This window comes from Hymenobacter sedentarius (assembly GCF_001507645.1).
GTDB lineage: Bacteria > Bacteroidota > Bacteroidia > Cytophagales > Hymenobacteraceae > Hymenobacter > Hymenobacter sedentarius.
The window spans coordinates 1655393-1672443 of record NZ_CP013909.1; the positions used below are offsets into that span (position 1 = coordinate 1655393).

14 protein-coding genes and 1 riboswitch are annotated in these 17051 nt (G+C 63.1%); of the genes, 4 read left to right on the plus strand and 10 right to left on the minus strand.

From position 1 onward, the window contains the following. Positions 1 to 66 precede the first annotated feature (66 nt). The 9 genes from AUC43_RS06820 to metH all read right to left on the minus strand — a co-directional run bounded on the left by AUC43_RS06820 (position 67) and on the right by metH (position 11416). A complete protein-coding gene (locus tag AUC43_RS06820; protein WP_068191303.1) occupies positions 67 to 1590 on the minus strand; it encodes a M20/M25/M40 family metallo-hydrolase in 1524 nt (507 codons plus the stop codon). A gap of 143 nt (positions 1591 to 1733) precedes the next feature. Beyond that, the gene (locus AUC43_RS21225; RefSeq protein WP_199243506.1) at positions 1734 to 1877 is read right to left on the minus strand and encodes an MFS transporter small subunit; all 144 of its coding nucleotides are present in this window, start codon (positions 1875 to 1877) and stop codon (positions 1734 to 1736) included. A gap of 34 nt (positions 1878 to 1911) precedes the next feature. Beyond that, positions 1912 to 3321 (minus strand): L-lactate MFS transporter, encoded by a 1410-nt coding sequence (locus AUC43_RS06825; RefSeq protein ID WP_068191305.1) that lies wholly within the window; start codon positions 3319 to 3321, stop codon positions 1912 to 1914. A gap of 341 nt (positions 3322 to 3662) precedes the next feature. Further along, a complete protein-coding gene (locus AUC43_RS06830; protein ID WP_082684957.1) occupies positions 3663 to 4826 on the minus strand; it encodes a PA14 domain-containing protein in 1164 nt (387 codons plus the stop codon). Between the two features lie 61 nt (positions 4827 to 4887). Next, positions 4888 to 5328 (minus strand): putative signal transducing protein, encoded by a 441-nt coding sequence (locus tag AUC43_RS06835; RefSeq protein WP_068191309.1) that lies wholly within the window; start codon positions 5326 to 5328, stop codon positions 4888 to 4890. A 32-nt stretch (positions 5329 to 5360) separates the two neighbouring features. After that, a complete protein-coding gene (locus AUC43_RS06840; protein WP_199243507.1) occupies positions 5361 to 5930 on the minus strand; it encodes a hypothetical protein in 570 nt (189 codons plus the stop codon). Between the two features lie 137 nt (positions 5931 to 6067). Next, positions 6068 to 6550 carry a tetratricopeptide repeat protein gene (locus AUC43_RS06845; RefSeq protein ID WP_068191313.1) on the minus strand — a complete coding sequence of 161 codons (483 nt, stop codon included), beginning with the start codon at positions 6548 to 6550 and terminating at the stop codon, positions 6068 to 6070. A 126-nt stretch (positions 6551 to 6676) separates the two neighbouring features. Beyond that, complete coding sequence (gene metF, locus AUC43_RS06850; protein WP_068191315.1) at positions 6677 to 7633, minus strand: methylenetetrahydrofolate reductase [NAD(P)H]; 957 nt, start codon at positions 7631 to 7633, stop codon at positions 6677 to 6679. Positions 7634 to 7720: 87 nt separating this feature from the next. Next, entirely contained in the window at positions 7721 to 11416 is a 3696-nt protein-coding gene (gene metH, locus AUC43_RS06855; protein ID WP_068191317.1) for a methionine synthase, read from the minus strand. A gap of 72 nt (positions 11417 to 11488) precedes the next feature. After that, a riboswitch (SAM riboswitch) is annotated at positions 11489 to 11597 on the minus strand. A gap of 106 nt (positions 11598 to 11703) precedes the next feature. Here metH and AUC43_RS06860 point away from each other — a divergent pair. Then, a complete protein-coding gene (locus tag AUC43_RS06860) occupies positions 11704 to 12654 on the plus strand; it encodes an NADP-dependent oxidoreductase (RefSeq protein ID WP_068191319.1) in 951 nt (316 codons plus the stop codon). Positions 12655 to 12979: 325 nt separating this feature from the next. On the opposite strand, the gene AUC43_RS06865 is transcribed toward AUC43_RS06860, so the two are convergent. Further along, positions 12980 to 14203, minus strand: a complete 1224-nt coding sequence (locus tag AUC43_RS06865) for a molybdopterin molybdotransferase MoeA (protein ID WP_068191321.1) — start codon at positions 14201 to 14203, stop codon at positions 12980 to 12982. Positions 14204 to 14402: 199 nt separating this feature from the next. Here AUC43_RS06865 and moaC point away from each other — a divergent pair, with 199 nt between their 5' ends. From moaC to AUC43_RS06880, 3 genes are all read left to right on the plus strand, one after another. Further along, entirely contained in the window at positions 14403 to 14894 is a 492-nt protein-coding gene (gene moaC, locus AUC43_RS06870; protein ID WP_068191324.1) for a cyclic pyranopterin monophosphate synthase MoaC, read from the plus strand. Positions 14895 to 14902: 8 nt separating this feature from the next. Next, the gene (locus tag AUC43_RS21230; RefSeq protein ID WP_199243508.1) at positions 14903 to 16099 is read left to right on the plus strand and encodes an NTP transferase domain-containing protein; all 1197 of its coding nucleotides are present in this window, start codon (positions 14903 to 14905) and stop codon (positions 16097 to 16099) included. A gap of 228 nt (positions 16100 to 16327) precedes the next feature. After that, positions 16328 to 17029 carry a porin family protein gene (locus tag AUC43_RS06880; RefSeq protein ID WP_068191326.1) on the plus strand — a complete coding sequence of 234 codons (702 nt, stop codon included), beginning with the start codon at positions 16328 to 16330 and terminating at the stop codon, positions 17027 to 17029. The last annotated feature ends 22 nt before the right edge of the window (positions 17030 to 17051 follow it).

The following is a 17051-nucleotide window of genomic DNA, read 5'->3' on the forward strand; positions in this document are numbered from 1 at the left end:
TCACGCACTAAAAGTCCGCGCTACTGCCCGCAATTTTGCGGCGGCCCGTTGGGTTGCCCCAGGGCGCTACTTGAGCAGCATGATAGCGGCCATGGTTTCCAGTCCCTCCCAGAGGTTGCCGAGGCGGATGTTTTCGTTTTCGGCGTGCTGGTTGTTGTCGTAGTTGGCCACGGGCACCGTGATGGTGTGGGCGTTGAGCTGCTGCTCGAACACGTACAGCGGAAGGCTGCCGCCCATGGTGGGCAGCACCACCACGGGGCTGGGCGTGGTGGTTTGGACGGCTTTTATCACTTGCTGGGCCATGGGCAAGTCGAGCGGGGTGCGCTGGGCGTTGTAGCCGGTTTCGGGCTGCACGCGCACCAGCAAGGGGTATTGGGCCCGCTCGGCATCGGTGGGCTCGGCCGCGGTGACGTGGTAGCCCCGGGCATCGATGTGGCGGATGACTTTCTGCACCTGCCGCTGGGCGTCGTTGCCGGGCACGAGGCGCAAGTCGAGCACGGCCGTGGCCACGGTGGGAATGACATTGGCCGCCTGCGCGCCCACGTTGGCGCTCTGCATGCCGTTGATGTTGAGCGAGGGCTGGTTGAGCAGCTCCACCAGCGACTGCCCCGTGCCGTAGGGGCGCGCAAAGCCCAGCTCCTGCCGGATGGTCTGGTCCAGGTTGGGCACCCGCGCGAGGGCAGCTTTTTCGGCCGGAGTCAGCGGGGTCACGTCGTCGTAGAAGCCGGCCACGCGCACCCGGCCGGTGCTGTCTTCCATCGACGCCAGCAGGCGCGCCAGCGCCAGGGCCGGGTTGGGCGCCCAGTTGCCGTAGTGCCCGCTGTGCAGGGGCCGGCGGGGGCCGTACACTTTCAGGCTCATGTTCACGTCGCCGCGCGCCCCAAACACCACCTGCTTGCGGCCCGACTGGTGCACCGGTCCGTCGCAAATCACCCACAAATCCGACGCCAGCAGTGCCTTGTACCGGCTCAATATTTCGGCCAGGTGCGGCGAGCCGCGCTCTTCCTCGCCCTCAAAGAAGAACTTGATGTTGACCTTGGGCTTGAGCTTGCTGGCTGCCAGGGCCTGGTAGCCGGCCAGGATGGTCATCACGCCGGCTTTGTCGTCGGAGGCGCTGCGGGCGTAAAGGCGCCAGTCAGGGCTCACAGGCTGGCCCGGGGCCGGGCGCGGGGTAATCTTTCCGTCGCGGTCGAGGGGCCCAGTGGCGTAGGTGGGCTGAAACGGGGCTAGGCCCTCGCGCCACTGCGCGGGGTTCACGGGTTGGCCGTCGTAGTGGGCATAGAAAATGATGGTGCGGGTAGCGCCGGGCGTGCGCACCTCGCCAAACACCACCGGCGGCACGCCCGCGGCGGGCGCCGCCAGCAGCTGGGTTTTGATGCCGCGGCGGCGCATCATGTCCTGGATAAAAAGGGCCGTGTGGCGTAGGTTGGCCGTATCCGCCGCCACGTTGGGGATGGCCACCAGCTGCTCAAACTCACGGAGCAGTTCCTGCTCGTGCGCCCGCCGAAACTGCCGGACTTTTAGCAGCGGGTCGGTGGCCTGGCCCGTACCCAACAGAGCCAGCAAGGCCAGCGCGTATAGCTTTTTCATGGCAGCAAAGTAATGCGACGGCGGGCCGAGTAACCAGCCAAATTTGCGTTGGGCTAAGTTGAGCCATTAAACCTGGTTTGGGCCGATAAAAAAAGCAGCCGGCACGGAGCCGGCTGCTTTTCAAAAAACGAATGCGAAGCTGCTTATTTAAACAGCGTGAGGGCCTTGATGAAAGTCTGTGACACGCCCCAGAGCAGGGGAGTGCCAACGAACAGCCAGGCGATGGCCAGCGACAGCCCCGAGCTGGCGTCGTCGGTAGGGGCAGAAGAATTGGGTTGCGGATTCATGTCGTCGTTAGGTAAGGAAGTAAAAGACTGGAGCCTAGTGGCCGCCGGCGGCTACCGCTACGGGGCCTTTCTCAAAGTACCGTTGGTTTACCGCCGTCACGGCCAGGTTGGCTAGGAAGCCCACCACCAGCAGGCCGGCCATGGTGTAGAATACCGACTGGTAGGCCGCCGCGCCGGTGAAGCCTTCGGCCTTGCGGCTTTCGTGCAGGTAGTTGACAATCACCGGCCCGAGCACGCCGGCCGTGGACCAGGCCGTGAGCAAGCGCCCGTGGATGGCGCCCACCTGGTACTTGCCAAACAAGTCGGACAAATACGCCGGCACTGTGGCAAAGCCCCCGCCGTACATGCTGATAATCACGCAGGCCGTCGCCACAAATAAGGCCAGCTGGGCATTGTGACCCAGCGTGGGAATGAGGGCGTACAGAATGACCCCGAGCCCGAAATAAATCATGTACGTAGGCTTGCGGCCCAACTTATCGGAAGCCGACGACCAGAAGAAGCGGCCCAGCAGGTTGAACAAGCTGAGCAGGCCCACGAAGCCGGCCGCCGCCGCGGCCGTAACGCCCCGGCCCGGGCCCATGGCTTTGTCGGAGAACGTGTCCTGAATCAGCGGCGAGGCCGTTTCGAGCACGCCGATGCCGGCGGTCACGTTCATGAGGAGCACCACCCACAGCAGCCAGAACTGCGGCGTTTTGATGGCATTATCGGCCGATACGTTGCCGCTGGTAATCAGGGCGCTGTGCTCGGCGTTGGGCACGTAGCCCTCGGGAGCCCAGTCGTCGGCCGGCACCCGAATGCTCCAGACGCCGAACTGCATGAAGATAAAGTAAATGATGCCCAGCGTGATAAACGTGGGCGCCACGCCCATGGGCGCCGTGTCTTTGAAGTGCGCCATGAGGGCTACCGACAGGGGCGAGGCAATCATGGCGCCGCCGCCAAAGCCCATGATGGCCATGCCCGTGGCCACGCCCTTGCGGTCGGGAAACCACTTAATGAGCGTGCTCACCGGCGAAATGTAGCCGATGCCCAGCCCAATGCCGCCCATAAAGCCGTAGCCGAAGTACAGCAGCGCGAGGCTGTGCAGCTTCACGCCCAGGGCGCCCACAAAGAAGCCGCCCGAAAAGCATAGGGCCGCCGCCATCATGGCCTTGCGCGGGCCCACCCGCTCCAGCCACTTCCCAAAAATGGCCGCCGACAAGCCCAGCAGCACAATGGCAATGGAGAAAATCCAGCCGATTTGGCCGGGCGTCCAGTCGCCCGGGGCGGGGTGGTCCACGTCGCCGCTCAGCAGGGCCCCTAGCGGTTTCTTGAATACACTAAACGCATACGCCTGCCCAATGGCCAGGTGAATGGCCAGGGCCGCCGGCGGAATCAGCCAGCGGTTGTAGCCGGGGCCCGCCACGGTGCGGCTGCGGTCGAGCAGAGAAGGGGAATTGTCGGCCATGTAAGGTGTGGGAATTGAAGTGAACGAAAAACGGCTGCCCTCGCATCCAATGAATACCGTGGATTGCAGCGAGCGGAAAGGTAACCTCCTTTTTCCAGATTGATTGTTTAGGCTTCAAAAAACTTGCTAAATAGGTATAGGCGTTTAGGCTCGACCACTACCCGTACCGGGCCTTCGCTTACGGGCCGGCGTTATTTGGTGCGGCTGAGTTTGCCACCGGTCAGGGAATCGAGGCGCTAGGGCACTGCTAGGCCGTATTGCAGGCACAGCACGCGTCGGGGAGTCCATCGGCCTGAGCCTGAGAGCGCAGTACGCCGGCCCACGGGCGTAGAGCCGCTGGCTTACAGCCGCCGCAGCACCACCCGGCGGTTGCGGGGACGTTGGGCAGGGTCGGCGTTGTCGGCTACGGGTTGGGTGCCGCCGTAACCCACAGGCCGCAGCTGGCCGGCCGCCACGCCGTGGGCCATGAGGTAGCGGCACACGGCTTCGGCGCGTTGCTGCGAGAGCTGGCGGTTTAGCTCGGCGTTGCCCACGTTGTCGGTATGGCCCTGCACTTCGAGGTACAGGTCCGGGCGGCTGCTCAGCACGGAGGCGAGCCCGTCCAGGGCCGTGCGGGCGGCCGACAACAGCCGGGCCTGTCCTTGGTTGAAATAGAGTTCGGGCAAGGTTACGCTTTCGCCCACACTCAGCCGGGCCAGCTGCGCGGTGCGGCTCGAATCGGGTACTGCCCGAACGGCGGGGGTCGGCATTGGCGCAACTACCCGAAGCTGGGGCGCGGGGGCAAGCTGCGCTGCCGGCCGGCGAGGCTTCACCCTGATGGGCCTGGCCGCGGGGGCTGGCGGCGTTTGGGGCTGCGCCCTTGCCACCGCGGGCGGCTCGGGCGGCAAAGTGAGCTGAACCGGCTGGGGTGCCGGGGGCCTGGGGTTGTGGCTAAACAGGTAGCGTTTGGGAATGGGCGCGGGCTTCGGCTTGGAGTCCGTGAGACCCCATAGGTTGTGCCAGGAGGAGGGCGGCGGTGACGCGTTGGGCAGCTCCCAGGTGATTGAGGCGCGAGTGTCCAGAATGTCCTGAAAGTACTCAACCCAGAGCCGGTAGGGTTCGCCGCCTTTCAGCTCAACGGCGGTCGTGAAGTAGCTTAGCGGCTGCAGGCGCCACTCGTTAAGAATCAGTCGGTCGTTGAGCCAAATGCGCATGCCATCGTCCACGGTTATGTGGAAAACGTAGCGTCCGCTGGCAGGCGGCACCAGCCACCCGGTCCAGCGGACGGAAAAGTACTGGTATTTGGCTCCGGGAACCGGCGGTTTGAAAGCCCAATCGAAATCTACCGTGGCGTCGCGCTGGCTCAGTACAAATTCCTCGAAGTTGGAGCCATTATAATAGTCGGCTTTGAGGCCGTCGCCGGTAGGTAGGGCCTGCGCCCACGCCGGGCCGCCCGGCAGGAGCATTACCAGCAACGCCCCAAGCAGTAGCGGCCCCCGGAGCCACCGGTAATTATCCCAAGCCATGCGCCATCAACGAGAATTGAGCCATGGTAGTATTGACTTTCCTCTTTCAAGGTAACTCGCGCTACTTAAACTCTTTGCCGCAGTGAAAGCAATGGTAGCGCTTGTCGCGCACCGGAAACCGCAGCAGCACCGAGAGCAGTGCCGACCAAAACCCGTAGGTATTGCGCGTGGCCGGGCCATAGGCCACATCCGAGGAGCCGCAGTGCGGGCAGCGGGGCGTAACAGGGTCGGGGGCGTCGGCGGCGAAGGAGGCTTCGTCGGGGGTGGTGGCCAGCGGTACCGAAACCGTGCGCAGGATTTCCACGGCGGCCTCGGCATCGCGTTGGCGCACGTGGAGCCGCACGCCGCCCGTAATGGGGCTGTAGAGCGGCATCAGCGACACCAGGTGCTCGTTGCTGAGGAAACACGGAATGCCCGCCGCCTCCAGCCGGGTGCGGGCCAGGTTGGCCGCCATCGGCTCGTAATACGACTCGAGAAAGACGACGGAATCGGGGGTGGGCATGGCCGGGGAGCAAAAAAAGCGAAAGCCGCAGGCTACCGGGCCTGGGCCGCCTGCTTGCTTTCTTCGCTGATGCCTTTGGCCGTGTGGCCGGCCTGCAGGGTCACGAATTCGGCTTGCCGGGCGCGGATAGGAAGCTCGTAGCGCGCCGGCATGTCCATGCGCACTTGCTTGAGCTGGTCGTTCAGGCGCTTGTACACGGCGCGGGCGTAGTCCCAGTCGCGTTCGGTCCAGGTGGCGCGCTGGGTGCGCACGGCGGTTATAAACTGGGCGTAGGCGTTGGGCAGGTCGGCGGGCGTCAGGGCGTTGATTTGGCCCGAATATGGCCCCATCAGCTTGGTTTCCATGGCCAGTTCCTGGCGCGGGTCCAGGGGACGCGAGCGGCGGGCACGGTTCGAGGCGTCGTAGCGGGCGGTGGCTTTGCCCACATTGGCCACTTTTTGGGCGGCCGTGCGCGCCAGCGTATCAAGTTCGCGGGCGCCTTTGCGCGCCACGTCCTGTCGCTCGCGCGGCGTCGAGTCGCAGCCGGTGAGCAACATGGCCGTCACCAGCAGGCCCGTAAACACCTTTATTTCCATTCTAAAACCTTCCATTCTTTGTTTCATAGAGCCGTGCAATAGCGGGGAGTAAAAGCTTCGCTCCGCCTTCTACGGCTAGGCCCGGCGAAAGGTAAGCGCCAAGAATCCGCGGCGTGCCCAGCCAGCGGAGCCGCTATGCCGGGCGCCAGGCTGCGAGCGAGGCACTATTGCCCGAGTAGGCCGCCTTCTTCCATTTGTTCGCGCAGGCTGAGCCGCTGCTCCTGTAGCCCCGGCAGGTGCGGACAAATAACGGCGAGCCGGCTCAATACCTTCAGGGCCCGGCGGTATTCGCCCAGCTGCTGCAAAATGCTGGCCTTGCCCCACAGGGCCCCAAAATGGCGCGGCTCGCGGCGCAGCGTTTCGGCGATGTCGGCCAGCGAAGCCCGGTATTCGCCTCGTAGGAAATAGGCAGTGGCCCGCTTGTTCCACGCTTCGGTGAAGTCCGGGTTGAGCTGAATCAAGTGGGTGAAATGCCGGATGGCCACGGTGTGGTCGCCGGCCTTGAGGGCCCGCATGCCGGTTTCCAGCTCTTTGTCCAGGGCCGCGTCGCCGGTGGTCAGCCACAGCTGCCAAATTCCATTTTGCAGGGCCTCAATCTCCGCCGGCACCTTGGCCAGCCGCAAGCAGGCAAACAGGTCATCTAACATGTAACGGCTTCATTTATCAGTTAACAAGCAGCCGGCCAATTACTCCGAGCCGGGCGCGGAGTAATTGGCCAGCCGTACCCCAAAGCATTACGAAGGTTAACTGCTAAATGATAACCGTTACCTGACTTAAAACAGCTCTTTGGCCACGCGCCGGATGCTTTCCGACTTGCCCATGGAGTAGTAGTGCAGGCAGGGCACGCCGTGGGCCATGAGCTCGCGGCTTTGGTTGAGGCACCACTCGATGCCCACGGTGCGCACGGCGTCGTTGTCGCGGCACTGGCTTACGGCCTCCACCAGCGGCTCGGGCAGGTTGAGGTAGAAGGCGCGGGGCAGCATGGAAAGCTGCGATTTGGTGGTGAGGGGCTTGAGGCCGGGGATGATGGGCACGTCGATGCCCGCGGCGCGGCAGAGCTTTTCGAAGCGGAAAAACTCCTCGTTGTCGAAGAACATCTGCGTCACGATGTAGTCGGCCCCGCGGTCCACCTTGTGGCGCAGGTAGCGGATGTCGGCGTTGTAGTTGGGCGCTTCGAAGTGCTTTTCGGGGTAGCCGGCCGTGCCGATGCAGAAATCGGTGGCCCACACGTCGTCCTGCTCCTGGTCGAGGTACTCGCCCTTGTTCAGGTTGGCCACCTGCCCGATGAGGTCGCAGGCGTAGGCGTGGCCGTCGGGCTCGGGCTTGAACACGCCTTCGCTCTTGATGGGGTCGCCGCGCAGGGCCAGGATGGAGTCGATGCCCAGAAAGTGCAGGTCAATCAGCGCGTTCTCGGTTTCTTCCTTCGTGAAGCCGCCGCAGATGAGGTGGGGCACGGTGTCCACGTCAAAGCGGTTTTTGATGGCCGCGCAAATGCCCACCGTGCCCGGCCGGCGGCGCACGGTTTTCTTCTCGAGCAGGCCATTCGGGTGCTGGCGGTACACGTACTCCTCGCGGTGGTACGTCACGTCGATGAACGGCGGCTTGAACTCCATCAGCGGCTCAATATTGGAAAAGAGCGTGTGGATGTTCTCGCCCTTTTTCGGCGGCAACACCTCGAAGGAAAAGAGCGTCTTGCCGTTGGCTTGGGCCAAGTGGTCGGTAACTTTCATGGATAGTAGCGCGGACTTTTAGTCCGCGCATGGGAGAGCGTTAGGTAATTAATTGAGCACCGTTTACTCGCGGACTAAAAGTCCGCGCTACAACTTCGGCTCGTAGTTCAAATTCGGCATTAACCACCGCTCCAAATCTGCCAGTTCCATGCCTTTGCGCTGGGCTATGTCGGCTACCTGGTCCTTGCCAATTTTGCCCAGGCCGAAGTAGCGCGAATCGGGGTGCGCGTAGTACATGCCGCTCACCGAGGAGGCCGGGTACATCGCCAGGTTTTCGGTGAGGGTGATGCCGGTTTTCTCGCCCGCGTCGAGCAGTTGGAACAGGGTAATTTTCTCGGTGTGGTCGGGGCAGCCGGGGTAGCCGGGCGCCGGGCGCACGCCGCGGTATTTCTCCTGAATGAGGTCGTCGCCGGTGAGGTGCTCGTCGGGCGCGTAGCCCCAGAACTCGCGGCGTACCCGCTCGTGCAGGCGCTCGGCAAACGCCTCGGCCAGGCGGTCGGCCAGGGCCTTCACCATGATGCTGGAGTAGTCGTCGTGGTCGGCCGCAAACTGGTCGAGCAGCTTCTCGATGCCGATGCCAGCCGTGACGGCAAAGCCGCCCATGTAGTCCTGCCGGCCCGAGGCTTTTGGCGCCAGGAAGTCGGAGAAGGCGATGTTACGGATACCCGGTCCTTTCTCGCCCTGCTGGCGCAAGGTGAAAAACTCGGTGGCCACCGTGTCGCGGTTGTCGTCGGCGTAGACTTCAATGGTGTCGTAATCCACAGTATTGGCCGGCCAGAAGCCCAGTACCGCGCGGGCCGTGAGCAGCTTGCCGTCGATGATGCGCTTGAGCATGGCCTGCGCGTCTTCGAAGAGCTTGGTGGCCGCTTCGCCGAGGTTCTCATCGGTGAGGATGCGCGGGTAGCGGCCCTTCAACTCCCAGGTGTGGAAGAAGGGCGTCCAGTCGATGTATTCGGCCAGTTCGGCCAAGTCGTAGTCTTCCAGTACTTTCGTGCCCAGGAAGCTGGGTTTGGTGATGCTTGTGGTAGCCCAATCAGACTTAAACCCGTTTTCACGGGCGGCCTCGATGGTCAGGTAATTCTTGTCGCGCTGGCGGCTGGCGTAGTCGGCGCGCAGGGCGGCGTAGTCGGCAGCTACCGTTTCGGCATAGGCGGCTTCGCCCGAGCCGAGCAGGCCGGCGGCCACGCCCACGCTGCGCGAGGCATCGTTCACGTGCACCACGGGGCCGCTGTAGGCCGGTGCGATTTTCACGGCCGTGTGTAGGCGCGAGGTGGTGGCGCCGCCGATGAGCAGGGGCACTTTCATGCCGCGCTTTTGCATGGCCTGAGCCACGTACACCATCTCATCGAGTGAGGGCGTGATGAGGCCGGAGAGCCCGATAACGTCCACGTTCTGAGCTTGGGCTTCGTCGAGAATCTTCTCCAGCGGCACCATCACGCCGAGGTCCACAATGTCGAAGTTGTTGCAGGCCAATACCACGCCCACGATGTTTTTGCCGATGTCGTGCACATCACCCTTCACCGTGGCCATCAGAATTTTGCCGGCGGTCTGGCGGTCCGAGCCCTGCTTGTCGGCTAGCAAATACGGTTCGAGGTAGGCCACCGCTTTCTTCATCACGCGGGCCGACTTCACGACCTGCGGCAGGAACATTTTGCCGGCGCCGAACAGGTCGCCTACTACGTTCATGCCGGCCATCAGCGGGCCTTCAATCACGTCGAGCGGGCGGGCTAGCTCCTGGCGAGCAGCTTCGGTGTCTTCGTCGATGAATTCGGTGATGCCCTTCACCAGCGCGTGCGCCAGGCGCTCCTGCACCGGCAGGCTGCGCCAGGCATCGGCTACTACGGCCACTTTGCCTTTTTGCTTCACGGTTTCGGCAAATTCCAACAGGCGCTCGGTGGCGTCGGGGCGGCGGTTGAGCAGTACATCTTCCACCAGCTCCAGCAGGTCTTTGGGCACTTCGTCGTACACCGCGAGCTGGTTGGGGTTCACAATGCCCATGTCCAACCCGGCCCGGATGGCGTGGTAGAGGAAAGCCGCGTGCATGGCCTCGCGCACCACGTCGTTGCCGCGGAAGGAGAAGCTGATGTTCGACACGCCGCCGCTGGTGAGGGCGCCGGGCAGGTTCTGCTTAATCCAGCGCACGGCCTCGATGAAGTCAATGGCGTAGTTGCGGTGCTCCTCCATGCCAGTGCCGACGATGAGGATGTTGGGGTCGAAAATGATGTCCGTGGCCGGGAAGTCGATGCTCATCAGCAGGTCGTAGCTGCGCTGGCAGATTTCCTTGCGGCGCTCCAAGGTGTCGGCTTGGCCGTCCTCGTCGAAGGCCATTACGACCATGGCGGCGCCGTACTGGCGCACGGTGCGGGCCCGCTGCAAAAACACCTTCGGTCCTTCTTTCAGGGAAATGGAATTGACAATGCTCTTGCCCTGCACGCACTTCAGGCCGGCTTCCAGCACGCTCCATTTCGAGGAGTCTATCATCACCGGCACCCGCGCAATGTCGGGCTCCGAGGCAATGAGGTGCAGAAAGGTCGTCATGGCCTGCTCCGAGTCGAGCATGCCTTCGTCCATGTTGATGTCGAGCACCTGGGCGCCTTCTTCTACTTGCACGCGGGCCACGGCCAGGGCTTCCTCGTAGGCGCCGGTGCGGATGAGGCGGGCGAAGGCGCGGGAGCCCGTCACGTTGCAGCGCTCGCCCACGTTCACAAACAGGCTTTCGGGCTTGATGGCGAACGGCTCCAGGCCGCTTAGGTGGGTAGCGGGCGGGATTTCGGTGGGCAGCGGGCGCGGCTTGTACTGCTCGGCCAGCTTGCTCAATTCGGCAATGTGCTGCGGCGTGGTGCCACAACAGCCACCCACCACGGTCACGATGCCGTCCTTCAGATAATCTTCGACCAGCGCGGCGAATTCCTGGGCTGATTCATCGTAACCGCCAAACGCGTTGGGCAAGCCAGCATTCGGGTAAGCCGAGATGTGCACGTTGGAAATCCGACTCAATTCCTCCACATACTGCTTGAGCTGGTGCGCCCCAAGGGCGCAGTTCAGGCCCACGCTCAGCAGCGGCAAGTGGCTGATGCTGTTCCAGAAAGCCTCCACCGTCTGGCCCGAGAGCGTGCGGCCCGAAGCGTCGGTGATGGTGCCCGAAATCATGAGCGGAACCTGGCGGCCGCCTTCGTCGAAGAACTTCTGCACGGCGTATAGGGCCGCCTTGGCGTTCAGCGTGTCAAAAATGGTTTCGATGAGCAGGGTATCGACGCCGCCGTCGACGAGGCCGCGCACCTGCTCGAGGTAGGCGGTGGCCAATTCGTCGAAGGTCACGGCGCGGAAGCCGGGGCGGTTGACGTCGGGTGAGAGCGAGGCGGTGCGGTTTGTGGGGCCCACGGCGCCGGCTACGAAGCGCGGCTTGTCGGGCGTGGAGTATTCGTCGGCGGCTTCACGGGCCAGGCGAGCCGATTCGTAGTTGAGCTCATATACCACGTGCTCTAGGCCGTAGTCGGCCTGGGCGATGGTGGTGCCGGAGAAGGTATTGGTTTCCACCATGTCGGCCCCGGCCGCGAAGTACTCGGCGTGAATGCCCTTGATGATGTCCGGCCGGGTCAGGCTCAGCAGGTCGTTGTTGCCGCGCAGCGGCTTGGGGTGGTCGGCAAAGCGGGCGCCGCGAAAGTCCTCCTCGGTCAGCGGGTGGCGCTGAATCATGGTGCCCATGGCGCCGTCGAGAATCAGCAGGCGCTGGCGGAGCAGTTCGGGAAGGGGAGACGGAGCGGCGAGGGTGGCAGTGGACATTTCTTTCGGATTGGAGTACGGGCAGGCAGCGCGTATCCAGAAAGAAACCCGTACGGTTGAGTACGGTTCCGGCTGTCATCTTCTTTCACCTAAAAACGCGGTGAAACGGGAGTTGGCACCTATTCGCGGTAGGTTGCCAAGACGTCATCGGGCCCGGTCCCTCGGTCTTTCTGGATAGCAGCGTAGTGCGAAGATACAGCCGGAAACGGGAAGTGGATAGGAGCACTCCTATAACCTAAGGTGACCCGGTCCAGTTAAGCCGTACACTAACAATACAATTTCTGACCATGGCAAAACAGATGAAAGCCGCCTTCTTTACCGAATTCGGTGGGGCCGACAAAATTCAAGTGGGCACCCTCGACGTCCCCGCAGTGGGGGAGGGCGAAGTACTAGTCCGGGTAAAGGCGGCCGGCGTCAACCCCGTCGACTCGGCCATTCGGGCGGGTTACCTGCAGCAAGCCCTGCCGCACGTGTTTCCCATTATTCCGGGCTGGGACGTGGCCGGGGTGGTGGAAGAGCGCGGCCACAGCGCTCGGCGCTTTGCAGTCGGCGATGAGGTGTATGCTTACGCCCGGCGCCCCACCGTGCAGCACGGCACCTTTGCCGAATACATTGTGCTGCCCGAAAGCTATCTGGCGCAGCGGCCCCACAGCCTGAGCTGGGAGCAGGCCGGCGGCATTCCGCTGGCAGGCCTCACCGCTTATCAGTCCTTATTCGATGCCGGCAACCTGCAAGCGGGCCAGACCGTGCTGATACTTGGCGCCTCGGGCGGCGTGGGCAGCTTCGCCATCCAGCTGGCCAAGGACAAAGGCGCGACGGTAGTAGCCGTGGCCAGCGAGAAAAACTTCGCCTACATGAAAGAGTTGGGCGCCGATTTCACCGTCGATTACAAGCAGGGTAACGTGGGCGAAGCTGTGAAAGCCATCGTGCCAGCCGGCGTGGAGCTGATTTACGACTGCATCAGCGGCGAGACGCTCACGCAGAGTTTATCGGCCCTGAAGGCTGGCGGCACGCTGGTTTCCATCCTGCACAACGGCCAAGGGCTGGACCCCCACATCAACTTCCGTTACGTTTTCGTGGAGCCGAATGCGATGCAACTGGAGGCGCTGCAGCAACTAGCCGATGCCGGCAAGCTGAAAGTGCAGGTGAGCAAGACCTTTCCACTAGATGAAACCGCCGAGGCTTTAAATGAGATTGATTCGCATCATACTACCGGAAAAATCGTCATTGTGCCTTAGGTGGGAGTTGCTTGAATATTCCTTTGAAAGGCGGTTGGGTGCCGAGCGGTATGAGCAGAGGAACTTCACCCCTGCCGGGCACGGCCCCGGCCCCTCTCCATAAGAGAGGGGTGCCAAACGTTAATTCATTGAAAAAGCCCCAGCTTAATATTGAGCTGGGGCTTTTGGTTTTTTATAAGTTGAGCATGAGCCACTGTGGCTCCCCTCTCTATTGGAGAGGGGCCGGGGCCGTGCCCGGCAGGGGTGAGGTTCCGGTCACGCGAGATGCTTCGCTCGGTTCTACTGGCAGGCAACTAAAGTGCGTCATTATTTAGGCGCTCCGGGGTTATAAAGCCCACGCGGGCCACACGCTGCCCGCAGGAAACACAGCCGGCTCCGGCGGCAGCTCCAGAAACGCAGTTGCCCCCAGCAAGCCTGCTAAGTCACCAGAACCACCGACGCGCAGCGGCGTCGCCAGCCGGCGCCCTTCCGCATCCACCGTCAGGCGCACGGGTACGAAGTGTGCCAACTGGGGCTTGAAGTTGATGTCGACAGTGAGCACGGCAGGCGCGGGCGTTTCGGCAGTAGCGGCCTGTTCGGAAGCTTCAGCGGGCTGCATGCAGGCGCGCAGCCAGGGCCGCACGTAGCGGCAGGCCGTGAGGAAAGTTGAAACCGGATTTCCCGGCAGGCCGAACACCACGGGCCCTTCGGCGCGCGCGCCAAACCACATGGGCTTGCCGGGGCGCTGATTTACCTCGTGGAAGATTTCCTTCACGCCCAGCTCGCGCAGCAGGCCGGGCAGGTGGTCGGCGCGGCCCTTGCTCACGGCACCGCTCAGCACCACGGCATCGAAGTCTGCGCCGAGGATGTTGGTCAGGCCCAGGCTTAGCTCCTCCCGGTCGTCGGGAAGGTGAAACAGCGAAACGTCGGCCCCGACTTGGGTGAACAGGGCCTGCAGCGCGTATGCATTGGAACGTCGGATTTGGTGCGGCTGGGGCGTTTCGCTGATGCCCACCAGCTCGTCGCCCGTGCTGATGACGGCGAGGCGCGGGGCGCGGGTTACGGCTATTTCGGCGGCACCTATGGTGGCGGCTACAGCCAGTTCGGCGGGGCCCAGGCGCGTGCCGGGAGCGAGCAATACGTTACCCTGGCGGCGGTCGGCGGCCTGGCCGTGGATGTTGACGCCGGGCGCGGGGGGCGGCGGAATCTGGATGGTGGCGCGGTTGTCGGCCAGCAAAATGTCTTCGTAGCGCACCACCACGTCGGTGCCGGGCGGCAGGACGGCGCCGGTCATTACTTCTACCGCGGCGTGCGGGTTCTGCAGCGGCTGGGGCGGAGCGCCGGCGTACTGCGTGTGCTCAATTTCAAACTCGGTCTGGCCCGCGGCCCAGGCGGCGTGCGCTACCGCTATGCCGTCCATCGCCACCCGGTTGAAGGGCGGAAAGTCGCGGTCGGCCACCAGGTTTTCGGCCAGGATGCGGCCGGCGGCGCGGGGGAGGGGCACGGTTTCGACGGGGAGCGGGTGGGCGGTGGCTAGCACGCGGGCAAAGGCTTCGGCAACGGAGAGCATAAGGCGCAAGGAAAATGTAGAGACGCATATTTGCGTCTTCGCTGAACATGTAACGGGCAAATGCCCGGCTGCTGTTGCTCTTTTTAGCCAAACAATAAGCGGCAGGAGTTAGCTATTAGCACTCACTCATCCAGCGACAGTTGCTGTTGTATCAGCTATTTATTCAACGATTAGACGCAAATATGCGTCTCTACGCTCTATGCTAACCAAGAATTTCACCCACGTAAACGCCGCCAACCAGCCCACCATGGTCGATGTGGGGGCCAAAGCGCCCACTCGCCGCGTGGCGCGCGCCCGCTGCCGGGTGGTGCTGGGCGCCGAATTATTGAGCCGGGTGCAGGCCGGCGAAATGCCCTCGCACAAGGGCCCGGTGCTGCACACGGCCATCCTGGCGGGCATCATGGGGGCCAAGCGCACTTCGGAACTCATCCCGCTGTGCCACCCGCTGGGCCTCGATGATTGCAAGGTCACCATCGAGGCCGATGGCCCCGATGCCCTGCGCGTGGAGTGCACAGCCGTGGTAACGGGCCGCACCGGCGTGGAGATGGAAGCCCTGACCGGCGCCACCGTAGCGGCCCTCACCATCTACGACATGTGCAAGGCGTTTTCGCACGACATCACCATCGATAGCGTGCAGCTTGTGGAGAAAACCGGCGGCAAGCGCGACTTCCATCGCGCCGAAAATTTGTAAATTCCACCATGGATAGTCATTCAAGCTCAACCGCAAAACGTGCCAAACACGCCGCCCTGGCCCGTCCCGATATGGGCGAATTTGGACGCCACGAGCTGGCCATTCTGGGGGCGCCCTGCGGCGATATTCAAACGCTGGTAGCTCAACTGCTGCCGCACCTGGCGCCCGCCCTGCGCGTAGCCTACGTGGATGCCGACCACGCCGCTGGCGACACGGCCGCTGCGGAAGCGACCTCAGGCACGGCCGCCCGTCCCACTCCCTACGTAGCTGAAAACGGGCTGTCGGCCGAGCTGGTTGATAAAATCACGTATCGCCAGCTCAACCTGACCCGCGCGCTCGATAGATTTTCACAGCCCGAGCTGCTGGCCCACGAAAGCGTGGTGCTGGTGAACGGCAACCACTTCCGGGCCCGCCAGCAAGTCGTCATCGTGGACCCGCGCAAGCCGCTGGACAAAAAGCTCGACCGCCTCACCGACGTGCGGCTAATTCTGCTGGCTGACGGCCAGACCGACCTGCCCGCGGTGTTGGTCGAGCATCTATCCATCGCCCCGCTGCCGCCCGTGCTGCGCCTGGCCGACATGGCTGGCATCGCTGCCTTTATCCGGCAGTGGTACCTCGTGGCCGCGCCGGTGCTGCGAGGGCTGGTGCTGGCCGGCGGCCGCAGCGAGCGCATGCAAACCGACAAAGGCAAGCTGCACTACCACGCCCTCGACCAGCGCCAGCACACGGCGGCGCTGCTCGGCGAGTTTTGCCCCGATGTGCGCGTGTCCGTGCGCCCCGACCAAGCGGCCGACTTGCCCGCCGGGCTCAAGCCGCTACCCGATACCTTCCTGAACCTGGGCCCGCTGGGCGGGCTGCTGTCGGCGTTCCAGGCCGACCCCAACGCGGCGTGGCTGGTGCTGGCCTGCGACCTGCCCTTCCTCACCCGCCACACCCTGGAATTTCTGGTGACCCACCGGCAGCCGGCCCGCGCGGCCACGGCCCTGAAAAGCCCCTGGAATGACTTCCCCGAGCCGCTCGTGACCATCTGGGAGCCGCGCAGCTACGGCCAGCTGCTGCGCTTCCTGAGCCTGGGCTACTCCTGCCCGCGAAAAGCCTTGATTAACTCCGATATTGAGCTGCTGGAGCCGCCCGTGCCCGCCGAGCTGCGCAACGTGAACACGCCCGAAGAACGCGCCCAGGCCGAAAAAGAGCTGATTGGGTAACGTTCCAAGAAGCGGTAGCACTGCGTGGGCTGACTCAAGCCAAGTGTCGGCTTCGCCCAAATTATTGTGAGATTCTAACTCCCTGAAAACCTGCCCGGCCATGTTATGGTCGGGCTTTTTTTTAGCTCAAGGTACATCTGTTGAGGGCAAAAGGTCGTTTATGGCGCAGGTTGGCACAGTTTTCGAAGCACGCCTTCCCGAGTATATTTTTCACTCTCTATAATCCACATGAAAAAATCTGCATTTCTAGTCGCTGCCCTGCTTGCTACGGCGGCGGTTTCATCGGCTCAGGCCCAGGACGGTATTCGGTTGGGATTCCGCGCGGGTGCCAACTATTCCAACCTGGCCGGCAATATTCAAAACGAAAGCACTTACAATAATAAAGTGGGCTTTTTGGGTGGCGTGATGCTGAACGTGCCCGTGACCAGCGACGGCTTCTTCTCGGTGCAGCCCGAAGTGCTGTACTCGCAGAAGGGCTTCGAAAACAAGCCTACGGAGTATTCCCGCACGCTGCCGCTGCTGGGCACGCGCACGGAGAAGCGCGAAGGCAAAGTCAACTACAATTACCTGGACGTACCGGTGCTGCTGAAAATCAACGCCGGCGGCTTTGTTGCCGAAGCAGGCCCGCAGTACTCGTACCTGCTGAGCTCTAACAACGAAACCCAAACCACTGTCACCGCCAACGGCAAGTCGGAAACCAGCTCCGCGCAAAACAAGAACGACGTGAGCGGGCTGAACCGCAACGAGCTGGGCTACGTGGCCGGCGTGGGCTACCAGGCCGAGAACGGCCTGAGCCTGAACCTGCGCTACAACGGCGCCCTGAGCGACTTTGTGAAGAGCGACAACAGCACCTACTTCAACGGCGACCTCAAAAACGCCCGCCACTCGGCCTTCCAGCTCTCGTTGGGCTACCTGATTCCGAGCAAGTAAACCCCATTTGTCATCAGGCAGC